2 pseudogenes are annotated in these 2920 nt (G+C 65.2%); one reads left to right on the top strand and one right to left on the bottom strand.

Annotated features, from left to right (window positions below):
• A pseudogene (locus GHO03_RS24025) lies at positions 1-1387 on the top strand (TraI domain-containing protein); the annotation flags it as partial.
• Positions 1388-1466: 79 nt separating this feature from the next.
• Here GHO03_RS24025 and GHO03_RS24020 read toward each other — a convergent pair.
• Positions 1467-2920: pseudogene (locus GHO03_RS24020) on the bottom strand (excinuclease ABC subunit A); the annotation flags it as partial.

Below are 2920 nucleotides of genomic sequence, written 5' to 3'. Positions count from 1 at the left end.
GGCAGACGGCTCGCTGTGGCATCCCTGGCACGGCCCGCTGCACCAGTCGTACCGCTTCCGCTACCGCGAAGACCGCGAGTACCGGTTGCACAGCGCCGCAACAGGGCTGCTCTACCGCCAATTGCTCGATGGTCCGCTCCTAGACTGGCTCAGCGGCTATCCGTCTCTGTGGGCACCATTGCTCTACGTCTTGGCCGGGCAGTACGAGCACGCCGGCGTGCTGGGTGAACTGGTCGTGCAGGCTGATCGCGCTTCTGTGGCACAGGAACTGGGCGGCGATCCCGCGCGCGCCATGGCCGCGCCCAGGCACGCGCTGCAACGCAAGCTGCTGGACGGGCTGCGCTTCCTGCTCAAGGAACAGTTGAAGCTGAATCAGCCGGAAGCCTCCGATGGCTGGCTCACTGAGGATGGGCTGTGGCTGGTGAGCAAGACTGTCTCGGACAAGCTGCGCGCGCACCTGCTGTCTCAGGGGATCGACGGCATTCCTGCGAACAACACCGCCGTCTTCAACGTGCTGCAGGACCACGGCATGCTCCAGCCTACCTCAGACGGCAAGGCGGTCTGGCGCGCGACCGTGACCAGTGCGACCGGCTGGTCCTACTCGTTCACCCTGTTGCGCCTCGCGCCCGCGCTGATCTGGGAATCCGGCGAGCGGCCAGCGCTTTTCGCAGGCACGGTGGCGATCGACACGACGCCAGCGGAAATCAACGGCGGTGCACCAGGCACACCGCCCGCGGTCGTGGGGCAGCCAGCACCCGAAGGTCAGGAGACTCCCCCTTGGGAATGCCCTCGCAGCGATACCGCCTTGCCGACTGCGGCCCCGCCCGTGCCTGACGTCATGGAGGACATGCTGGCGATGGTTGGATTGGATGGCACGGCCGACATGGGGAAGGGTGAAGATCCAGTGGAGAAAGTCCCTGCCCCAACCACAGCCGCAGCGTCTCCCTTGCCACTTACCCCTGCGCCTGGACCTGCATCAACTCCAACAGTCGCGATACCATCCGGGGAGCATTTCATGACGTGGCTGCAACAGGGAGTCGCCGCGCGGCGACTCATCATCAACGACGCCAAGGCGCTCGTGCATACGGTGAGCGACACCGCCTACCTGGTCAGTCCCGGCGTGTTCCAGCGCTATGCGCAGGAACATCCCCAGGTGGATGCGCTGGTCAGGCAAGACAAGCAACCGGATTGGCAGTGGGTGCAAAAGCGCTTTTAGAAACTGCAGCTACACCGCAAGCACCCAAATGGCCTGAACATTTGGACCTGTGAAGTCACGGGCCCGAGGAAGTCCCGCCGACTGCATGGCTACCTCCTCGAAAATGGGTCCTTGGTATTCGCCGAAATACCGCCCAACAATCCCTATCTTGCTCTGACTCAGGAAGGATGACGCGACTCGGGCAGCGACCGTCACCACCGTATGGCGACGATCAATGCCCCGCGAAGCTGGCAACATTTGGCAAACTAAGCTACTCGGCCCGCGCCAACTCCCGTGCAAGGAACGGAGCGGTTCGGCTGCCAGACTTTCGGGCCACCTGCTGAGGGGAACCCGCCACCACGATGCTGCCGCCGGCAGCGCCCGCGCCTGGCCCTACGTCAATCATCCAGTCGGCTTGGGCCACCGCACGCATGTCGTGCTCGATCATCACTACGGTATTGCCGGAATCGACCAGGCGCTGCAACTGCACCAGCAGCCGGTCGGCATCCGACGCGTGCAGCCCGGTGGTCGGCTCGTCGAGCACGTACAGGCTTCGGCCGCGCTGGCTGCGCTGAAGCTCGGTCGCCAGCTTGATGCGCTGCGCCTCGCCACCGGAAAGCTCAGTGGCTGGTTGTCCCAGGCGCAGATAGCCCAGTCCGATGTCGCGCAGCAGTTGCAGGGGCCTTGCCACCGCGTCTTCACCCGCGAAGAATTCGCTGGCCTCGTCCACGGTCATCTGCAGCACCTCGGCGATGTTGCGCCCGTTCCACTGCACCTTCAGCGTGGCCTCGTTGTAGCGCGCGCCATGGCAGGTCGGGCACGGCGCGTACACGCTGGGCATGAACAGCAGTTCCACGCTAACGAAACCCTCGCCCTCGCAAGTCTCGCAGCGCCCCTTGGCGACGTTGAACGAGAACCGTCCGGCATCATAGCGGCGGCGTCGAGCATCGGGCGTGGCGGCGAACAGCTTGCGCACATGGTCGAACAGACCCGTGTAGGTAGCCAGGTTCGACCGCGGCGTGCGCCCGATCGGCTTCTGGTCAACCTGCACCAGGCGCTGTATGGCGTCCACGTCGCCCGCCAGATGGCCGCCGGTCGCTTCGACCACTGCCGGCCCTTCGCTGGTGGCGCTTTCGGCGGCATCGTCTTCAGGCTCGTGGCCCAGGTGCAGCAGCATCAATTCCGGCAGGGCCTGCGCGATGAGGCTGGATTTGCCGGAGCCAGAGATGCCGGTAACGGCTGTCAGCATGCCCAGCGGAATGCGCGCATCCACGCCATGCAGGTTATGGCGGTGGATGCCCTGCAGCTCCAACCAGCCGGTCGCTTCGCGTGCTCGGCTTCCGGGTGCGGGAATTTCGTCAAACAGGTAACGTGCAGTACGCGATTCGGCAATCTTGCGCAGGCCATCCGGCTCGCCGCTGTAGAGCACGCGGCCGCCACGCTCCCCGGCATCCGGCCCGACATCCACGAGCCATTGCGCGCGGCGCATCAGGTCCAGATCGTGCTCCACCACAAACACCGAGTTGCCCGCGTCGCGCAGCCGGTCGAGTGCATCGTACAGGGCCTGGCTGTCGGAGGGATGCAGGCCCGCCGAGGGTTCGTCGAGTACGTACACGACGCCGAACAGCAGGGAACTTAATTGCGTGGCCAACCGCTAGCGTTGCAACTCGCCGGCCGAAAGCGTCGGCGTGGCCCGGTCCAGCGTCAGGTAGCCCAGGCCTAGCT

The sequence above is a fragment of the Pseudomonas sp. FSL R10-1339 genome, assembly GCF_009600545.1.
Taxonomy (GTDB): domain Bacteria; phylum Pseudomonadota; class Gammaproteobacteria; order Pseudomonadales; family Pseudomonadaceae; genus Aquipseudomonas; species Aquipseudomonas bubulae.
This window is presented reverse-complemented; position numbering and strand designations above follow the sequence as displayed.